An 18,289-nucleotide genomic window follows, 5' to 3' on the forward strand; every position below is an offset into this window, starting at 1 on the left:
GTTGTGTTCTGTACACCCATTTTGTTAAATAATGCACACCCCCGTCAGTAGTCTGAACCCCCTTAACTGACTACGATTTGACTACTACACATTGCTTTGAATTGCACCATTTTGAAGTATTTTGCAAAAGTGTAGTTATTAACAGGGGAAATACGATGCTCAGAAAAGCCGATAAAATAACGCAAAACTCGGCATTACAGGGTATTTTAAGATAGGAGAATTTTATGATACGAGTACTTTTCATCTGCCACGGCAGGAGTTTCTCTTTTGTCTAAATCTCCTTATTTTATGCGGATTTCGAGAAAGTTAGAGAGAAATTTACAACGAGTTTACAATTTTTGAAAGATGTCCGATATGATAAAAATTTGTTCTTTAGAAAGAGAGATGAGCGGTTATGTTGAATTATTTAAACAATAATTTGGTGTTAATTAATGAATATCAAAATCTATATTTTCAGGAGATTAACATCGATAAGATAATCGAAAGATTCAGAACAGGAGAAATAATTAAGCATAATGGTTTCGACTACGGAAGGTTTCGTGTATTTATTGATAGTTGTTTATTATTGTTGAATAAAGAGAAATTGAATGATTATTATAAAAATGGATATAGTTTTAAGGAGTTTATCAGAGAAGTAGAAAATGATATTCATTTAAAAGATTATTTTGAATTTATTAAACAAGAACCATTAACTAATGATATTTCTAATATTTGCTTGTTTCATTCTTTTGAAAATAAAAAGAAAAAACCATGGGATCAAATTATGACTATACGAAACTCAATGGCGCATATGCAATATGGAAATTTTTTCTCACAAGAAAATGGTACATTAATCCTTTATTGGCTATATAACAAAGACGATGGAATAAGAAAGGATTCAGGTATTGTTTTTGAATTTGTTCTTCACGAATTAATTCAACGTTTTTTTAATAATTATAGTTCGGGGCTTTTGTTTAAAAATTCCTTTTTTTCAAAATATTCTTTGCGATTACAGAAGAAAAGTTTTTGGAAATATTATTTCTATGAAATTACACCTAGAATATGTGATGAAAACACATATAATGGATACAATAAAGGGATAATGAGTGAGTTGGCACAAGTGTCCAGAGATAATAAAAAATTGTTACCGTTTTTGCAACAAAATAATGATAAAATTAATGTTAATGAACTAGAATTAAATAAGATTATAAAAATGCGGGATTACAAAAAATTAACAAAAAAATTGAAAATACAAACATATGATGAGTATTTTTATGGATTAAAAACATTTCTTGATTTTGAAACGGAATTGTCAAATTTTTTGGTACATATCAGTCAGATTAATAACGTATTTTATGCCTACTGTACGAAACGTGATAGTAAGAATGTTACTCAAAACGAAATTGAGGAATATAAGAAACAACTTGAAAAATCACTACTAGAATTATATGAAGATGAAAATGCAAAAATTTCATTTAAGATTGGTTTTGTTTATTTATATTCTATGAATTTTGCGTTGCGAACAGAAGATGATGACTACGAGAAACTGAAATATCAAGACCTTAATGTATCTAAGTTCAAGTATCAAAATGAAAATTGGGAGCAATATAGACGGAGAAATGAAACACAAAATTGCTCAATTCAGAAATATATTGTTGAGCGTATGAGAAATTCTTTAATGCATGGGCATATTGAAATTTTACTGAACAAAAAAGGGGAAATAGAATTTGTTTTTCGAGATAAATATAATAAACGAAATGAAGTAATATCTATTATATTGGAAGATTTAGAAGAATTTTTATCTCAACAATGTTTATATAGTGGGATACCTAAAAAGACTTTAATTTTCCGAGTGCAACAAAGATAAAGATGTTGAGTAATTATTTTACAACTTTTGACTGCGAAAACATGAGAATTTATAAGAAGATACAGAAACTACAAGAAAAATGAAAGTTGTAAAAACCCTTTAAATATAAGGAAATACGACGATTTAAGGAGATATAAGAACATGATAAAAATACTTTTCATCTGCCACGGCAACATCTGCCGCTCCACCATGGCAGAAAGCGTATTGACTCACATGGTCGCCACACGTGGGCTCACGTCACAATTTGAAATTGATTCTGCGGCGACAAGCCGTGAGGAGATCGGCAATCCACCGCATTATGGTACGCGAAATAAACTGGCACAGATGGGTATTCCACTCATACCACACCGTGCCAGACAAATGACCAGAGGCGATTACGACTACTATGATTATCTGATCGGGATGGATTCTGCCAATATCCGCAATATGACGCGGATCGCCGGAGGAACAGACCCTGATCAAAAGATCTACAAGATGCTTTCTTTTGCAGATTATAAGAATAATCAGTGTTTAAAGGAAGCAAATGATGTGGCAGATCCATGGTATACGGGAGACTTTGAAGCAACATATCGCGATATTGTGGCGGGGTGTGAAGGCCTCTTGGAATATTTAGGGTACAGATAATTCTTTTTTTAGAATCAGACTTTTTCAGTGCCCTTTAAAATCAAGCTTTGTGGATTAAGTTGACCACAGTGGTGTCAGGCACTGTTAATGGCAAAAACGAATCATGTCATCTGTATTGCGGTGCCGAACCAGCCGGCAGGTCTTGACAAAGCGCTTGCGGTTATCGAAGAAAATAATATTTCGATTGAGTACATGTATTCACTCAATTACATTATCGGAAACAAGGCGCTTATGGTGCTGCGGCTGAAATCCGATGAGATGGAAAGAGCGAAAATCGCGGAATTGCTTTGTGAAAATGAGATTGTGATGGTGACACAGAGCGACATCAATAAGTTATAATCCGGACAATGGCGAATCACATGGTTTGCCGGCAGCGGTATTCCTTTGGCGTGCATCCGTATTTTTCTTCAAATTTTTTGAAGAAGAACCCAGTATTCTCATATCCCACGGCAATGCTGATGTCGCAGGTCGGCAGCGTGGTGGTACGCAGCAGCATGGCGGCCTGTGATAACCGCTGGTTCTGGATGAGTTGTTTATATGTATAGTTTGTATGCTTTTTGATATACGAAGAGAGATAGTTCGGATGCATATGGAAGAAAGCCGCGGTCGATTCCAGCGTACAGTCTGCGTAGTTGGTTTCTATATAACGCAGGATGGAGTAAATATGGTTGGAGGAAGAGAGGCTTGCCAGCGCCATGTTGTGCTGGAAGTAATTGATTAACTCGCAAATCAATAAAGTCATCTGCGCGTCAAGGATGGCGACGGACGTAACGGAGGGCGAGTAGAATTCACACAGAAACTGGTTGGCAAATAATGTCAGCCGGTTTCTTTTTTGGGCGGAAAACAGGATATAGTTATCCCGTCGGGACTGGCTGTTGAGCGCCTCAATGAGAAATTGCGTGATAAAATTCTTTTTTGCGAATTTCTCAAAGAAGTTGTTTAAATATTTTTTGGTAATCAAAAAATTAATCATAATATCTTCTTCATTACATTTTGTCGTGCGGTGAGGCGTATTCGGGCTGATTAAAAGAATCTCTCCGGCAGATAAAGTGAGGGATACGTCATTGAGCGTAAATGTACAGCTACCAGAATAGACATAGCAAAGCTCCAGCCATTCGTGAATATGCAGGGGAACCGTCTCAAAGCGGTCCTGCTTGATGACTGCAAAATTTTGGTAATTGGCCAGAACCTTGTTCTCCGAGAGCGCCATCTGCATACTGAGCGGGGTAGGCGTGAAACAGTAGCAGAGTTCCCCCGACGCCGTAGTGATTGTCTCGATACCGGGATAATCATTGGTAGCTCCCAAGAGATTCTGTTCTTCCTGTGCAGTGTGTTTTCGCAGATAAGTATCCAGTCCGGAATCCGTCAACATTGGTATATCCTCCCATATTTTTAAAAATATTTAAAAATCCGCCTTCATCGGCTACCTTCGCATGTTTTTCAGGTTTCAAAGTCATGGCTTTCATGCAAATGCAAAGGTATGCTCTTTGGCACTTTGCATTTTTATCATTATAGAAAACATTTGCGGATGTATCAATATAAATCTTAAGTTTGGTAGGTAAAATGATTAAATACCGTAAATGATTTTATTTGGGAAATCCATTATACTCAAATTACAGTGGACACAATGAAAAAAGGAAGGAGCTTGGAAAACAGCAATATGAATCAGATTTACGCAGCAAAAACAAATCATATCACGAATCCGGTGGGATTTTTACTGAATCCGGTGGTTTTTTCGTGGAAGGTCAGAGACTGCAGGGGAAAGAACCAGAGATGTGCCAGAATCCTTGTGGCAAAGGATGAAACCTTCGCGGATGTTCTTTGGGACACCGGGGAGGCAAAGCTCGACAGTCTGGCTGTAAAAGCGGAGATGAATCTGGAGCCTTGTACCAGATATTACTGGAAGGTAATCGTTACTACGGACGCAGACGAAGTGCTGGAGTCCGAAGTACAGTTCTTTGAGACGGCAAAGAGGGACGAGCCATGGGCGGGGAAATGGATTACCTGCGACAGCAGGGAGGCGCGCCATCCGATTTTTTCAAAGCAGATCACTCTCCGGAAGAAGGTGAAAAAAGCCCGTCTTTATATCTGTGGACTGGGTCTTTATGAGGCATATTTTACGGATGGAGACAAAGACCAAACAGACATTCCTCAATCCGCAAAAATCGGTGAGGAGTATCTGACCCCGTACTGCAATAACTACAATCAGTGGTTACAGTATCAGACGTATGATGTGACCGCGCAGATGCAGCGCGAAGGTGTGTTGTCCGTTCTTTTGGGGAATGGCTGGTACAAAGGGAGGTTCGGGTTCAATCAGACAGAACAGAAAGGATTTTACGGCGACGAGTGGAAACTGCTGGCAGAGGTGCATCTGGAATATGAGGATGGCACACAAGAGATAATCGGCACGGATGACACATGGGAAGTGACAAGAAGCAATCTGTTTTTTTCCAATATTTATGACGGAGAGAAACGGGATGATACGCTGGAACCTGTCGCACCTGTCAGCGCGCAGCTTGCAGATGCACCGAAGGGTCATCTGACGGAGCGGCTGTCCCTGCCGGTGACAGCGCATGAGCAGTTCACACCGAAGGAACTGATCCACACCCCGAAGGATGAGTGGGTGTTTGACTTGGGACAGGAGATTACCGGGATTTTCAAACTACATGTCCATGAGCCGAAAGGTAAGGAGATCAGAATCCAGACAGGCGAAATCCTGCAGGACGGATGCTTTTATAACGAAAACTTAAGAACCGCTTTATCAGAATATGTGTATATCTCTGACGGAGAAGAAAAAGACATTATCCCACATTTTACATTTTACGGATACCGGTATGTAAAAATCAGCGGGGTAACCAATCTCTCCTGTGAAGATTTTACGGGAATGACACTCTACAGTGATTACGAAGGTACCGGCAGTATACAGACAGGAAATGAACTGGTAAATCAGTTGATTTCCAATGTGGAATGGGGCATGAAGGATAACTTCTTAGATGTGCCGACAGACTGTCCGCAGAGAGATGAGCGCATGGGATGGACAGGCGACACACAGGTGTTTTCGGGTACGGCATGTTATCTGGCGGATACCTATGCATTTTACAGAAAATATCTGTACGATTTGTATAAGGAACAGCTGATTGCCGGAGGGATGGTTCCGGAGGTGGTGCCGACCTTCGGTCCGTCGAAATGTTCCTGTGCATGGGGCGATGCGGCCTGTATCGTTCCGTGGAATGTCTATCTGTTCAGCGGGGATGCTGCCATATTGGAACAGCAGTTTGACAGTATGAAGGCTTGGGTGGACTATATCCGTAAGGTGGACGGAGAGCACCACGGATGGAGACATTCCTTCCATTACGGAGACTGGCTGGCGCTTGACCGGGTGGGAGCCGCGGCGGGAAATGTATACGGAGCGACCGATGAAGGCTATATTGCGGATATTTATTATGCGGCAAGCGCGGAGCTTACAGCGAAGGCAGCGGCGGTTCTCGGGCGAAAGGAAGAGGAAAAACAATATCGGGAAATCGCCGAAAAACAATGGCGTGTGGTAAAAGAAGAATATTTTACCCCGACCGGAAGATGCGCGGTAAAGACACAGACGGGACTTCTGCTGGCTTTGAAATATCATTTGTCAGAGGACGAAGAGCTGACCAGAGAGATGTTAAAGAAACTTTTCCGCGAGAGCAGAAACAAATTGAATACCGGATTTGTGGGAACCTCTCTTTTGTGTAATGTGTTGACCGATAACGGAATGACGGATACCGCCTACCGCCTGCTTTTGAACGAGGAGTATCCGGGGTGGCTGCACGAAGTGAAACTGGGAGCCACCACAGTCTGGGAGCGATGGAATTCACTGGATGAAGACGGTAAGATATCCAGTACCGGGATGAACAGTCTCAACCATTATTCTTACGGGGCGATTCTGGAATGGATGTTCCGCCATGTGGGAGGAATCCATCTTTTGGAAGAATCTCCGGGAGGCAGAAGGGTTGCAATTTGTCCGAATGTCCATTATGACCTGAGACAGGTAAAGACCGTGTATGACTCGGCAAGCGGACGGTATGAGTGCGGCTGGGAAATTATGGAGGATAACAGGATTAGAATCAAAATTACGATTCCGTTTGGTGGAGAAGGCGAGGTGCGATTGCCGCATGCTCCGGAGATTCTGTTTGAAGATAAGACAAATCCACTATTCGCAACAGTGGTGAACGGTATTTGTTATATCACTGCAGGAAACTATGAAGTCGTATATGAGGCAACTGAGAAGTTAAAGAAAATATACAGCGTGGAGTCAAAGCTGGAGGATTTGCTGAACCATCCGCAGATACGGGCATTTTTGTCGACGATGACCGAGGTGGATATGATACCGGATGCGGTCTATGGATTGTCGTTTCGGCAGGTGGCGGAGATGTTTTCCGGACCGATGGATGAAGGACAGGCAGAGATGTTGAATACAGCATTATCACAATTTTAAGGAGGAGAGAACAAATGAGTGGGAAGAGTAAAGAACAAAAGGTTAGTATCGTGGAAAAAATGGGCTTATTCATGGTATGTGCGGGAAATATTCCACTGATGGGATTATTGTCAGGATTCTTTATGATTTACTATACGACTGTGGTTGGTCTGGAACCGGCAGCACTGGCGACCCTGTTTTTAATATCCAAGGTGGTGGATGGAATCAGCGACCCGATTATGGGATATTTGCTGGACAAATTTCCAGTCACAAAAATGGGAAAATTTCGCCCTATGATTATTCTGGGAACAATCATCTGTGTTATAAATTATATTTTACTGTGGTTTGGCGCAGTCTGGATTCCGGTCGGAAAATATGTGATTGTGTATGTGACGTATCTGCTGCTGGGCTGGACGTTTGATATTATGGATATCTCCAAGAACAGTCTGCTCCCGGTCATGAGCGCGGATGACAAGGAGAGAAACAGTTTGTCACTTTTCAACGCGTTGGGAACAATGATAGGTGGCGCGGTACTGGCTGTGGCAGCACCGATTCTTGTGGCGGAAGGAACGTTACAGAACTATTACGTGTTAATTTTCGGTTCCATGGCCATGGTGTTGGTTTTATCTATTGCAGGGGCTCTTTGTGTAAAGGAAAGAGTAGCTTTTGAAGGAAAAAAAGAAGAAAGTTATACATTCAGGGAATTGTTACAGTTTATGCGGTATAAACCTGTCTGGGCAATGTTTGTAATGGCACTGGTAGCCGGGGTGGGCAGTAATATAGCAGGAGGAGCCGGCGCTTATTTTTACACATATATAATGGGTGATATGACGCTTATGTCAGGGGTGTCACTTGTTTCAATGATAACTGCTCTGGTGGGAATTTTCCTTGGACCAATTCTGGCAAACCGGTTTGGAAAGAAAAAGATTTATGTAATGGCAATCGTCGTATCCATCCTGTTTACCGCACTGCGTTTGATTGATGTGAGATCTATGCTTTTGATCTATATTAGTACAGTGGCAGGAGGTGTGGCAGGCGGATGTATAGTACCGCTGACAACCAGTATACAGGCAGATAATACTACTTACGTGCAGTATAAAACCGGAAAACGTGCAGAAGCGGCAATCGCATCGTTTACATCTTTTATTACAAAAGTGGCGCAGGGAATCGGAGGAGCGATTCCGGGGTATGTATTGGCAGCTACAGGTTTTGTTACCGGCTCGGCTGTCCAGCCGGAGAGTATCAATACAGGAATTATCCTCTGCGTACTGATACTTCCGATTATCCTGACTTCCGCAGGGGCGATTCTTTTTGGTACACAGTATACGTTGGATAAAAAAGCAGTAGAGGAAATGAACACGGCAATCGCAGCGCGCAGCAATAAGTAACATATTGAAGGAGAATGCGATGGAACTGACAAGAGATAAGGAGTGAAAGAACATATGAAAATTCTGGCAATGATAATACTCGTGCTGCTCATTTTGGCAGTCGGCTTCGTGGGGTATGTTTATAAGAAAAATGCGATGTTTCTGCCGGCACTGTTTGGCATCGGCGGTTTTCCGAATATAAAAAAGGAAGATTATTATCAGGCAGACGGAACATTCCGGAAAGCGGAAAAAGATGATAAAATGGCATTTTTTATGCAGCATCCGGTGTTTGGCGGCTATAAGCATATGTTTTTTAATGTTGAGGATAACGTGTTAAAAGCGATTGCCCCGGCAAAATATGCAGATTTTCTAAAAGCGCAGGGCAGAAGTGATCAGATGGAAAATGCACTGGAGGCTTTTCATTACCTGACCCGGCTTGTGGAAAGTGGAGAGGCGCAGTTGATTTCCGATATTAACCCGAAGGAAATGATAGAACAGAATCCATATCAGTCTCATTTGACCGGAATGTTTTACAAAGGAAAGCAAGGAAAACCGTTGGCGGTGGTCGTTCCCGGAGGTGGATTTATCAGTAATGTGACGGATTGCGAGGGATATCCCGTGGCAATGAAATTACACAAGTTGGGGTACTCCGTATTGGTAATCAGTTACCCGATTGGCAAACAGCTGGGAGAAACGGAACAGGAAAAACAGGGGCAGGCAGCGGTCAGGGAGTTGGTGCAGGTAATCCGTTATCTAAAGGAGCATGAGCAGGAACTGTCTGTGGATATGGATGACTATGCGATATTCGGTTTCTCGGCAGGCGGCATGATGACTACGGCATATTCCTTCGCAAATTACGAGGACTGCTGTCACAAAGTAAAACTGCCGAGACCAAAAGTGATTTTCCCGATGTATGGTCTGGACTGGAATGTGAAAGCGCTTGAGCAGGATAAGGGACTGGCGGTATTTTCCATCGCAGGGCGCGAGGACGAATATGGATTCGGAAATGTAGAGAAGAGACTTCCGCAATTGAAATCCGTGTTGGGTGAGGACAATGTGTCTGTACGGATTTACGATAATCTCGGACATGGATTTGGTATTGGTTCCAATACCATAGTACCTCATTGGCTTGAAGAGGCAGTGGAATTCTGGGAGGCACATCGGAAATAATTTTTTCAAGAACAGGAAGAGTGAACTTTGAGAGGTCAAGTGTTTTATAAAATTATAAAACATTTGACCTTTTTAAAAGATGTTGGGGTCAAAAGCCCCCCAACTATGGTGCTCACATTTAGAACAGTGGTTTTTACCATAAGGACATCGCCATAAAAGACAACCACAGGCTTTGTCATAGCCATTGGGAGCCATGCGTTCTCCCTGTTGGCAGATAGGAGTTCCGTCCTTATCAATATGAATGTTATCCGGAATAGATTTCGGGCGACCACACTTAGCGTTAAGGTCAATAAAAGCATGAATATGCCGATCTTTTAACAGGTTATATGTTGGATAGTTATCCATGGCAGAATCAAGGCACATATTTGATATGTGCAGGTCGGGCATGTGTTTTTCAAATTCATGGAAAGCTACCAGAAAACTGACAGAATCATGTCTTTTGGCACTGGTAAACCGCAAAAGGAGTGGAATATCAACGTGTAGTGAATGGTTATGGCAGGACAGCTGAAAGAGGGTATATCCGTAATAGTATTTTTCCATATCGCTGTCCCATCCCCATGAGGCATCGGGGGCTGAAAAATGGCGAGGAACATCCGGGTTGTATGGTTTATCGGGGTCAGGATTTAAACGGTGTCCCCTCGGGTTGGCATGAGTATGGACAGCGGTACCGTCGCCGGAAACCGTAAGGTTTTCAGAAGAAATCAGACCGCATTGAACGGAGGGAAGAACAGCAACGGAATAAAAGAGATGTTGAAGGGTAGCCTCGAAATTAAAATGAATAATTTTTCCGTTAAGCAGGCGGTTTACAAGAACCTCCGTAATTTTAGGCTTTATTTCCTGAGCTTTCCAAAGAGTAAGAGAGGGTGGAGTAAGTCCCATAGAAATGAGCAGAAAAAACAGGATAAAGAAACGCACAATTCACGAGAAATGTCAATAGTTTTTTGAAAAATTGCTGAAAAAATTTAAAATCCTTCTCTGAAAATGGGAGGAAACGAAAAAAGTAACAAGTACAAAAAGAGCGGAGATTCGGGCTTTATGGAGTTTCCGAGACCGTTCTGAAATAGATAAGGAGGGAAAAAACATGGGTAAGTACAAAGGGCTGTTCTGGCCGGCAATCTTAGGCGTCAAGCATATGCCGAAGGTAAAGGAATCGGAGTTTTACAATGACGCGGGAGGGTTCCGCAGGGCTACGATCAATGACAAGATGGCGTTCTTCCTGCAGCATCCCGTATGGGAGGGCAGGCCGGAGCTTTTTATGAAGACCGGGTCGCCAAAGGAAATATATGCCATGTCAGGCATGAGCGTCCATGGTTTGTGCAATCTTATCGGGCAGCCCGCACAGGCGCAGAGCATCGTGGATGGTTTCAACTATGTCGTGGAGCAGAAAGGGCTGAAAAAGGTGCATTTCATCAGCGGGCTTTATGCGGAGGATGAGGTAAGGCGTGATCCCGACAAGGGAAAGGTACAGGGGATCCTGTTCCAGGGGAAGCCAGGGAAGCCCGTGGCTGTGCAGATTGCGGGCGGCGGGTTTGACGGCGTAGCCTCTTATTTGGAGAGCATCCCGGCAGCCATGGAGCTGCACAGGAGGGGATACAGTGTGTTTGTGCTGGTCTACCGTGTGAATGTGGAGCTGCATGAAACCGAACCGCAGGCCAAGGGCGAGGAGGCATCCAAGGATGTGCTGCCGGCGGTAAGGTATCTGATAGGGCATCAGGCAGAGTACGGCTATACGATGGACGGCTTTGGTATGTTCGGGTTCTCCGCTGGAGGCCTGATGACGACAGCCTACGCATTTTCTGATTATAAGGACTGCTGCCATAAACATAATCTGCCAAGGCCCGCCGCCATCTTCCCCATCTATGGCCTGCACTGGGAGCTTAAGGTTCACGAGAAGGACAAGGGGCTTGCTGTATTTTCCAGGGTCGGGCGGGATGACCCTACCGGTTTTGCGGCCGTGGAGAAAATCATCCCGGACATCAGGAAAGCGCTGGGGCAGGAAAATGTCGATATCGTCATGTATGATAAGCTGGGTCATGGCTTTGGCCTGGGGATAGATACTGCGGCAGATGGCTGGCTGCGGGATGCAGTCGCATTCTGGGAGAAGCATCGGAAATGTTGATTTGCTCTTCACGGATTTCAACCTTTCTTTTGCAGATTATAAGAAAAATCAGTGCTTGCAGGAAACAGATGATGTGGCGGACCCCTGGTATACGGGAGACTTCGAAGCAACATATCGCGATATTGTGGCTGGATGCGAAGGGTTCTTAGAATATTTAGGATACAGATAAAAGATGCCTGCCGTTTCTGTGAGAACAGGAAAGACAGGCATTTTGTGGGTTATTTTAGTAACCCCATTCACCTTCTACAAGGATTACTTTGATTCTGTTTTCGTCGCGACTGTTTCTGGTGATTACAATCTGATTACAGATGCAATCATTAGAAAGGCAGTCACCGCAACTTCCATTTGCGGTACAAGGTGTTTTTTTGTCAAATCGAAGAGCATTTGGTGGGGATGCGATATTTCTTGCGCGCACCATAGCACTATCTAAGTCATGGCAGACCTTGTTCATGCCGGCAATAACAATGACCTGCTTTGGTCCGAAGATAAGTGCAGCAACACGATTTCCTGTGCCATCAATGTTTACGAGTTGTCCATCAAGGGAAATGGCATTTGTACTCATGATAAAATTGTCTGCAGAAAAAGTTTTGCGATAGATTTCATCAATTTCTTCCTGCGAGTTTGCGTTAGCACGGTCATAGACAATCAAATCAGAGCGGTTGGCAATTACTTTGTCCAAACCAATTTCTTTCATGGTCATCGTACCACCCCAGGATACAGAAGAACCTTGTTTCATAAGCGAAGAAGCAAGGCTACATGCCTCTTCTGGTGTTTCACAGTAAAATCCTTCCATATGACGTTTTGCCAGATTTTTAATCAACTGATTGGCTAATATTTTGTGATGTTCTCTCTTTGGATCCATAGAATTACCCTCCATTTTAAAAAAATATTTTGTGGTTTTTGCATAATCTTTTTTTCCACAAAAGGAAAATTTCGACCATTGTACACAAATGGATTTATGCTATAATATATGTTGCTATATTTATAAGCAGAAAGTCAAGAGAAAGAAGGATGAAATTATGACAAAAATTGACATTATTTCTGGATTTTTAGGAGCAGGTAAGACAACATTTATCAAGAAAATGATTGATGAAGTTTACACTGGTGAGAAACTTGTATTAATAGAGAATGAGTTCGGTGAAGTTGGTATTGATGGTGGATTTTTAAAAGATTCCGGTATTGAGATTTCAGAGATGAACTCTGGCTGCATCTGCTGCTCATTGGTAGGAGATTTTGCAAAGAATTTACAGGAAGTTTTAGATAAATTTTCACCAGACCGTATTTTGATAGAGCCATCAGGTGTAGGCAAATTATCAGATGTTATGGCGTCTGTGATTGATTTAGAAAAGACACATGATGTTAAGGTAAACGCACTTGTTACGGTTGTAAATGCATTAAAGGCATCGAAGCAGATGAAAGCCTTTGGCGAATTCTTTAACAATCAGATTGAATATGCAACAACGGTTGTATTGAGCAGAAGTCAGAAGGCTACACCGGAACAGCTGGAGTTTTGCGTAAAACAGATTCAAAAGCTCAATCCAAAAGCTGCGATTATTACAACACCTTGGGATGAAATTCAGGGAAGTCAGATTTTAAAGGTTATCGAAGGACAGGATAATCTTGAAATGAAGACATTGGCAGAAGCAGCACACGAGGCACATGAGCATGAACATCATCACGACCATGACCACGAGCACGAACACCATCACGACCACGAGCATGAACACCATCATGACCACGAGCACGAGCATCATCACGAGCATGGCGAAGGATGTACTTGTGGATGTCACGACCATGACCATGAACATCATCATGCAGATGATGTATTTACAAGCTGGGGCAAAGAGACACCGCACATCTTTGAACGTGCAACGATCGAGAATGCTCTGAAGGCATTTGCTGAGACAGAAGACTACGGAACCGTCATCCGTTCCAAGGGTATGGTACAGTCTACTGACGGCACATGGATCTACTTTGATCTGGTAGATGGCGAGTACGAACTGCGTACCGGTGAGCCGGATTACACAGGACGTCTGGTAGTTATCGGTACAGATATTGACGAACATCAGTTAGAGGAACTCTTCGGTATCGCCTAAATATGGCGATACTCTATCTTCTGATAGGACATAGAATTATAAGAAAGAGGAAAGATTATGGCAGAAATACCGGTATATTTTTTCACGGGTTTTATGGATAGTGGTAAGACCACTTTGATCCAGGAAACCCTATTTGAAAATGGCTTTGCTGAAGATGATGACCGTATTCTCATCATTGCCTGTGAAGACGGCGATGTGGAGTATGACACCGAAAAGTTAAAGACGATCAACGCATCTGTCGCAACCATTGATACAGAAGCAGAGTTTAATACAGAGCATTTACAGGAAATTGCAGACCAGTACCGTCCGGATGTCGTTTTCGTTGAATACAATGGAACCTGGGGCGTAGGCGAAGTCTATGAGATGGAGCTTCCAAAGAATTGGGTGATCGTGCAGTCCCTCGCTACTGTGGATGCAACGACTTTTGAGATGTATATGGCAAATATGCGTTCCATGATGATGGAGCAATTCTTTCAGGCAGAAGTTGTTATCTTCAACCGCTGTGATGACAACACGCCAAAGAGCAAGTTCCGTGGCAATATCAAGGCAGTCAACCGTCCGGCGCAGATCGTTTATGAGAGAGCCGATGGTACGATCGACGATCGTGAGGAAGAACTTCCTTTTGACATCAATGCAGATGTGATCGAGATTTCCGATGCAGATTATGCCCTCTGGTTTATGGACTGCATGGAAAATCCAAAGAAATACGATGGCAAGAAAGTGCATTTCTTAGGTTTGGTCTACAATCCAAAGGATGGTAAGTTAAAGCGCGGCGTTATCGTGCCGGGACGTTTTGCCATGACTTGTTGCGTGGAGGACATTACCTTCCTTGGCATGATGTGCAAGACCGGCATGGAAAATACACCGGAGCATCGCTCCTGGATCGACCTTACCGCACGTATCAAGGTTGAATTTGCAAGAGAATATAAGGGCAAGGGTCCGATCCTTTATCCGATCGAGATGAAACCGGCAGAAAAACCACAGGACGAGTTGGTTTACTTTAGTTAAAGACAGGCTTAACACAGGGTTAACAGAAGAATCGTATTTTATATGCTGTGTATTCCACTTAGGAGGCGAGAAATCCGCTAAGGATCGGCATATCAAATAGAAAATAAGAAAATGGGAGGAAAACTATGTATCCAATCGTAAAAAAAGAAAAACTTGCTGACAAGATTTTCTTGATGGATGTGAAGGCACCGAGAGTGGCAGATAATTGTCTGCCGGGACAGTTCATCATCGCCAAGATCGATGAAGTGGGAGAGAGAATTCCACTGACGATCTGCGATTATGACAGAGAGGCTGGTACGATCACGATCGTATTCCAGACCGTAGGAGCATCCACAGAGAGAATGTCACACCTTGCTGTGGGAGATGCCTTTATGGACTTTGTAGGTCCGCTGGGACAGCCGTCAGAACTGTGTGTAGAGGAGAACCTCGAGGAGACAAAGAAGAAAAAGATCGTCTTTATCGCGGGCGGCGTGGGGACCGCACCGATCTATCCACAGGTAAAATGGCTGAAAGAGCATGGCGTAGAAACGACCGTGATCATGGGATCCCGTACCAAGGATCTTTTGTTCTATGTGGATGAAATGCGTGAAGTTGCCACACAACTTTGTGTTACAACAGATGACGGTTCTTATGGCTTCCATGGAATGGGAACCAATCAGTTGCAGGCATTGGTAGACGAAGGTCAGGAGTTCAACTGGTGTGTAGCCATCGGACCTATGATCATGATGAAATTCGTCTGCAAACTTACCAAAGAACTTGGTATCCCGACGATCGTATCTATGAACCCGATCATGGTAGACGGTACCGGAATGTGCGGTGCTTGTCGTCTGGTTGTTGGAGATCAGGTAAAATTTGCATGTGTGGACGGACCGGAGTTTGACGGTCACTTGGTTGATTTTGATCAGGCTATGTCCAGACAGCAGCAGTATAAGACAGAAGAAGGTCGCGCGATGCTTGCTTTACAGGAAGGTGATACACACCACGGCGGATGCGGACATTGTGGAGGTGACAAGTAATGGGTGATGTTTTAGTAAAAGTTCCGGTCAGTGAGCAGGATCCAAAGGTTCGTGCCACTAACTTTGAAGAAGTATGTTTAGGATACAATAAAGAAGAGGCTATGGAAGAAGCATCCCGTTGCTTGAACTGCAAGAATGCACAGTGTATCAAGGGATGCCCGGTTTCCATTCAGATCCCGGATTTCATCGCAGCTGTAAAAGATGGCGACATCGAAAAGGCATATGAAGTGATCAGCGAGTCTTCTGCACTTCCAGCCGTTTGTGGACGTGTCTGCCCACAGGAGAGCCAGTGTGAAGGCAAGTGTATCCGTGGAATCAAGGGCGAAGCCGTTTCCATCGGAAAACTGGAGCGTTTCACGGCTGACTGGGCAAGAGAAAATGGCATCAAGCCACAGGGCGCTAGCGAAAAGAATGGTCACAAGGTCGCAGTGATCGGCTCCGGTCCTGCAGGACTTACCTGTGCCGGTGATCTGGCAAAACTTGGCTATGATGTTACTATTTTTGAGGCACTGCACGAAGCAGGTGGTGTACTGGTTTACGGTATTCCTGAGTTCCGTCTGCCGAAGAGCAAGGTTGTTGCCGCAGAAGTAGAAAATGTAAAGTCTCTTGGTGTTAAGATTGAGACAAATGTTATCATCGGTCGTTCCGTAACGATTGATGAGTTGATGGAAAAAGAAGGATTTGAGGCAGTCTTTATCGGCTCCGGTGCAGGTCTTCCTAGATTTATGGGAATCCCGGGCGAGCAGGCAAAGGGCGTATTCTCTGCCAATGAATTCCTTACCAGAAATAACCTGATGAAAGCATTTAAGGAAGGTTATGATACACCGATCGCACGCGGCAAGAAAGTCGTTGTTGTCGGTGGTGGTAACGTTGCTATGGATGCTGCAAGAACAGCACTCCGTCTGGGCGCAGAAGTACATATCGTTTACCGTCGTAGTGAAGCAGAACTTCCTGCACGAGTGGAAGAAGTACATCATGCAAAAGAGGAAGGCGTTATCTTTGATCTATTGCAGAATCCGACCGAGATCTTAGTAGATGAAAACGGTTGTGTCAAGGGCGTTCGTGTCATCAAGATGGAACTGGGGGAGCCGGATGAATCCGGAAGAAGAAGACCGGTGGAAATTCCTGGATCTGAGTATGAGATCGAGGCAGATACCGTCATCATGTCACTTGGTACTTCTCCAAATCCACTCATTTCTTCTACGACAAGAGGACTTGATGTGAATAAGAGAGGATGCATCATCTGTGAGGACGATGGTGCAACTTCAAAAGAAGCTGTTTACGCAGGCGGTGATGCCGTGACAGGCGCAGCAACAGTTATCCTTGCCATGGGTGCAGGAAAGGCTGCTGCAAAGGGTATTCACGAATACTTCCAGAATAAATAATTTATGAGAACAGAATAAAAGAGAAAGGCGTTTGCATCTTTTGCATTCGCCTTTCTCTTTTTTGCATCATATGAAATAAGTGATCTAACGTAAGAGACAATCCAAAAGCCGGTCGTTATCCGCAGGATCCATAAAGCAGAAGCGGATATATTTGTCATTTAAGAATGGGAAAGTCGAGCAATCCCGGATCATAAGCCCTTCACGGATGGCGCGGTCAAACAGGATACCGCTGTTTAAGTCTTCATCCATAATGCGTATGAGCATGAAATTCGCAGTCGGCTTGTATGGATGGAAACGCTTGGAATTTAGCATTGTCTGATAACAGCGGGCGCGTTCCGTGCTGATCAGATCTCTGGTCGCCTGTATATATTCGTCATCCTGAAACATGAGTTCCCCGGCGATCGCAGCAAGTGAATTGATCATCCATGGATTTTTGCGCTGGTTCATATTACGGAGCAGGTCTTCGTTGCCGGTAATGGCATAGCCGAGACGAAGACCCGGTGCAGCAAAGAATTTGCTGGTGCCGCGCAGGATGATGATATTGTTGTAGTAGGCAGTCAGTGAGACGGCACTGGTATGAGTTACATCTTCAACGAACTCGATATAGGTCTCATCGACCATGACATAGATACCATGCTCCTTGCAGACATCTAGGATGGTACGCATATCATCCAAGGAAATGCAGCTGGAGGTAGGATTGTTTGGATTGCAGAGGATCAAAAGATCAATGGAATCATCCAGTTTTGAGGTAAAGTGGGTGGTATCCAGTTTAAAACCGCTTTCCTCCTTGAGCGGATAGTAGACGGTCGTCCCTCCACCGAGAGAAACTTCTCTTTCATATTCGGAATAGGTAGGTCCTAAGATCATGGCTTTCTTTGGATGCTCGATCTGTATAAAAAGGGAGATCAGTTCGGTAGAGCCGTTGCCGACAATGATGTTTTCTTTTTCTGTGCCGACATAATCTGCCATGCACTGACGCAGGGAAGAATATTCCCGGTCAGGGTAGGTCGTGATACAGTCGATATGTTTTGCCAGATGCTCCCGCAACTTCGGTGAGATACCCAGGGGATTGACATTGGCTGAAAAACTTATGATATCTTCCTTGCGGATACCGTAGATCTGCTCTATTTTTTCTAAGTCGCTGCCATGGAAATGGTCTTTATGTGTAAGCATGCTTTCCTCCTGCAAAGGACAAAGTTTATTGCATG

At 43.7% G+C, this 18,289-nt stretch carries 15 protein-coding genes and 1 pseudogene; 12 read left to right on the top strand and 4 right to left on the bottom strand.

The genetic code is table 11. The annotated features are described in order from the left end of the window. The first annotated feature begins 394 nt into the window (after positions 1-394). From DW183_RS05760 to DW183_RS05770, 3 genes are all read left to right on the top strand, one after another. A complete protein-coding gene (locus DW183_RS05760; protein ID WP_118011674.1) occupies positions 395-1,846 on the top strand; it encodes a hypothetical protein in 1,452 nt (483 codons plus the stop codon). A gap of 141 nt (positions 1,847-1,987) precedes the next feature. After that, a complete protein-coding gene (locus DW183_RS05765) occupies positions 1,988-2,470 on the top strand; it encodes a low molecular weight protein-tyrosine-phosphatase (RefSeq protein WP_118281030.1) in 483 nt (160 codons plus the stop codon). 87 nt (positions 2,471-2,557) lie between these two features. Continuing rightward, positions 2,558-2,809 carry a hypothetical protein gene (locus tag DW183_RS05770; RefSeq protein ID WP_118281031.1) on the top strand — a complete coding sequence of 84 codons (252 nt, stop codon included), beginning with the start codon at positions 2,558-2,560 and terminating at the stop codon, positions 2,807-2,809. A gap of 16 nt (positions 2,810-2,825) precedes the next feature. Here DW183_RS05770 and DW183_RS05775 read toward each other — a convergent pair whose 3' ends face one another. Then, positions 2,826-3,842: an AraC family transcriptional regulator gene (locus DW183_RS05775; protein ID WP_118281032.1), complete on the bottom strand. Its 1,017-nt coding sequence runs from the start codon at positions 3,840-3,842 to the stop codon at positions 2,826-2,828. A 288-nt stretch (positions 3,843-4,130) separates the two neighbouring features. On the opposite strand from DW183_RS05775, the gene DW183_RS05780 reads away from it, so the two are divergent. Genes DW183_RS05780 through DW183_RS05790 form a run of 3 tightly spaced genes read left to right on the top strand, consistent with a single transcriptional unit; the run spans position 4,131 to position 9,457 of the window. Beyond that, positions 4,131-6,941: an alpha-L-rhamnosidase gene (locus tag DW183_RS05780; protein ID WP_118281362.1), complete on the top strand. Its 2,811-nt coding sequence runs from the start codon at positions 4,131-4,133 to the stop codon at positions 6,939-6,941. A 14-nt stretch (positions 6,942-6,955) separates the two neighbouring features. Next, a complete protein-coding gene (locus DW183_RS05785; RefSeq protein WP_118281033.1) occupies positions 6,956-8,308 on the top strand; it encodes an MFS transporter in 1,353 nt (450 codons plus the stop codon). 54 nt (positions 8,309-8,362) lie between these two features. Continuing rightward, positions 8,363-9,457, top strand: a complete 1,095-nt coding sequence (locus DW183_RS05790) for an alpha/beta hydrolase (protein WP_118281034.1) — start codon at positions 8,363-8,365, stop codon at positions 9,455-9,457. Between the two features lie 72 nt (positions 9,458-9,529). On the opposite strand, the gene DW183_RS05795 is transcribed toward DW183_RS05790, so the two are convergent. After that, the gene (locus tag DW183_RS05795; RefSeq protein WP_243069520.1) at positions 9,530-10,336 is read right to left on the bottom strand and encodes a hypothetical protein; all 807 of its coding nucleotides are present in this window, start codon (positions 10,334-10,336) and stop codon (positions 9,530-9,532) included. A 202-nt stretch (positions 10,337-10,538) separates the two neighbouring features. On the opposite strand from DW183_RS05795, the gene DW183_RS05800 reads away from it, so the two are divergent. After that, positions 10,539-11,576 carry an alpha/beta hydrolase gene (locus tag DW183_RS05800; protein ID WP_118281035.1) on the top strand — a complete coding sequence of 346 codons (1,038 nt, stop codon included), beginning with the start codon at positions 10,539-10,541 and terminating at the stop codon, positions 11,574-11,576. Between the two features lie 70 nt (positions 11,577-11,646). Next, positions 11,647-11,745 (top strand): annotated as a pseudogene (locus DW183_RS12865) (low molecular weight protein-tyrosine-phosphatase); the annotation flags it as partial. Between the two features lie 54 nt (positions 11,746-11,799). On the opposite strand, the gene DW183_RS05810 reads toward DW183_RS12865, so the two are convergent. Beyond that, positions 11,800-12,438 (bottom strand): lactate utilization protein, encoded by a 639-nt coding sequence (locus tag DW183_RS05810; protein WP_118281036.1) that lies wholly within the window; start codon positions 12,436-12,438, stop codon positions 11,800-11,802. A gap of 157 nt (positions 12,439-12,595) precedes the next feature. Here DW183_RS05810 and DW183_RS05815 point away from each other — a divergent pair, with 157 nt between their 5' ends. The 4 genes from DW183_RS05815 (at position 12,596) to gltA (ending at position 17,081) form a co-directional block, all read left to right on the top strand. Beyond that, positions 12,596-13,672 (top strand): CobW family GTP-binding protein, encoded by a 1,077-nt coding sequence (locus tag DW183_RS05815; protein WP_118281363.1) that lies wholly within the window; start codon positions 12,596-12,598, stop codon positions 13,670-13,672. Positions 13,673-13,726: 54 nt separating this feature from the next. Further along, positions 13,727-14,680, top strand: a complete 954-nt coding sequence (locus DW183_RS05820) for a TIGR03943 family putative permease subunit (RefSeq protein WP_118281037.1) — start codon at positions 13,727-13,729, stop codon at positions 14,678-14,680. A gap of 125 nt (positions 14,681-14,805) precedes the next feature. Then, the gene (locus tag DW183_RS05825; RefSeq protein ID WP_118281038.1) at positions 14,806-15,696 is read left to right on the top strand and encodes a sulfide/dihydroorotate dehydrogenase-like FAD/NAD-binding protein; all 891 of its coding nucleotides are present in this window, start codon (positions 14,806-14,808) and stop codon (positions 15,694-15,696) included. Then, complete coding sequence (gene gltA, locus DW183_RS05830; RefSeq protein ID WP_118281039.1) at positions 15,696-17,081, top strand: NADPH-dependent glutamate synthase; 1,386 nt, start codon at positions 15,696-15,698, stop codon at positions 17,079-17,081. The genes DW183_RS05825 and gltA overlap by 1 nt, the downstream gene beginning before the upstream one ends. A gap of 84 nt (positions 17,082-17,165) precedes the next feature. Here the strand turns inward: gltA and DW183_RS05835 are convergent, their stop codons facing one another. Further along, complete coding sequence (locus DW183_RS05835) at positions 17,166-18,254, bottom strand: pyridoxal phosphate-dependent aminotransferase (protein ID WP_118281040.1); 1,089 nt, start codon at positions 18,252-18,254, stop codon at positions 17,166-17,168. Between the last annotated feature and the right edge of the window lie 35 nt (positions 18,255-18,289).

The sequence above is a fragment of the Roseburia sp. AM16-25 genome, from assembly GCF_003473825.1.
In the GTDB taxonomy this organism is placed as follows: Bacteria; Bacillota; Clostridia; order Lachnospirales; family Lachnospiraceae; genus Pararoseburia; species Pararoseburia lenta.

Coding starts and splice junctions, on each gene's coding strand:
- DW183_RS05760 (WP_118011674.1), top strand. CDS start 395: ATGTTGAATTATTTAAACAATAATTTGGTGTTAATTAATGAATATCAA.
- DW183_RS05765 (WP_118281030.1), top strand. CDS start 1,988: ATGATAAAAATACTTTTCATCTGCCACGGCAACATCTGCCGCTCCACC.
- DW183_RS05770 (WP_118281031.1), top strand. CDS start 2,558: ATGGCAAAAACGAATCATGTCATCTGTATTGCGGTGCCGAACCAGCCG.
- DW183_RS05775 (WP_118281032.1), bottom strand. CDS start 3,842: ATGTTGACGGATTCCGGACTGGATACTTATCTGCGAAAACACACTGCA.
- DW183_RS05780 (WP_118281362.1), top strand. CDS start 4,131: ATGAATCAGATTTACGCAGCAAAAACAAATCATATCACGAATCCGGTG.
- DW183_RS05785 (WP_118281033.1), top strand. CDS start 6,956: ATGAGTGGGAAGAGTAAAGAACAAAAGGTTAGTATCGTGGAAAAAATG.
- DW183_RS05790 (WP_118281034.1), top strand. CDS start 8,363: ATGAAAATTCTGGCAATGATAATACTCGTGCTGCTCATTTTGGCAGTC.
- DW183_RS05795 (WP_243069520.1), bottom strand. CDS start 10,336: ATGGGACTTACTCCACCCTCTCTTACTCTTTGGAAAGCTCAGGAAATA.
- DW183_RS05800 (WP_118281035.1), top strand. CDS start 10,539: ATGGGTAAGTACAAAGGGCTGTTCTGGCCGGCAATCTTAGGCGTCAAG.
- DW183_RS05810 (WP_118281036.1), bottom strand. CDS start 12,438: ATGGATCCAAAGAGAGAACATCACAAAATATTAGCCAATCAGTTGATT.
- DW183_RS05815 (WP_118281363.1), top strand. CDS start 12,596: ATGACAAAAATTGACATTATTTCTGGATTTTTAGGAGCAGGTAAGACA.
- DW183_RS05825 (WP_118281038.1), top strand. CDS start 14,806: ATGTATCCAATCGTAAAAAAAGAAAAACTTGCTGACAAGATTTTCTTG.
- gltA (WP_118281039.1), top strand. CDS start 15,696: ATGGGTGATGTTTTAGTAAAAGTTCCGGTCAGTGAGCAGGATCCAAAG.
- DW183_RS05835 (WP_118281040.1), bottom strand. CDS start 18,254: ATGCTTACACATAAAGACCATTTCCATGGCAGCGACTTAGAAAAAATA.